Raw genomic sequence first — 577 nt, 5'->3', positions numbered from 1 at the left:
GAAGGCGTAAGTTTAACTAAGAGTAACCAAATAGGAGGTGTCTCATGACTGAGCTGAAAGGTTTCAATCTAGCCAAGGTGGAAAAACGCATTGACTGGACTGGCGAGCTGTTCAGTTTAAGGGTCTCAGGCGCGCCTCTTACCTTTAAAGCCGGCCAGTTCACCAAGCTTGCTTTGCTCGATGATGAGGGCAAGCCTATCAGCCGTGCTTACTCTGTGGTTAATGCGCCAAGCGAGCAACATGAGTGGCTCGAATTCCTCATTGTGGCAGATCCTCAAGGGCAACTTTCTCCAAGGTTGCAAAAGCTAAAAGCGGGTGACCCGATTTATGTGGGTGAAACCGCGCATGGCGATCTCATTCACGACACCATTCCTAAGCAAGCGAGTGATCTATGGTTGCTTTCGACGGGGACTGGCATTGGCCCGTTTTTATCTTTGCTGGATGACATTAACCTGCTTCCTCACAATGATCGTATCGTGCTGGTGCATGGTGTTCGCTATGAAAAAGATTTGGTCTACAAATACCTGATTGAGCATCTTCAATTCCGATATGAAGGACGCTTAAAGTACGTGCCAAT

At 47.8% G+C, this 577-nt stretch carries 1 protein-coding gene; it reads left to right on the top strand.

Annotated elements, in window-relative coordinates:
- Positions 1-44: 44 nt before the first annotated feature.
- A partial coding sequence (locus tag R7Q11_RS28135) for a ferredoxin--NADP reductase (RefSeq protein ID WP_225467223.1) occupies positions 45-577 on the top strand: 533 nt, incomplete at its 3' end.

The sequence above is a fragment of the Vibrio sp. 970 genome, assembly GCF_033339075.1.
The sequence above is the reverse complement of the archived record's forward strand: the minus strand, read 5'-3'. Positions and strand labels throughout refer to the sequence as shown.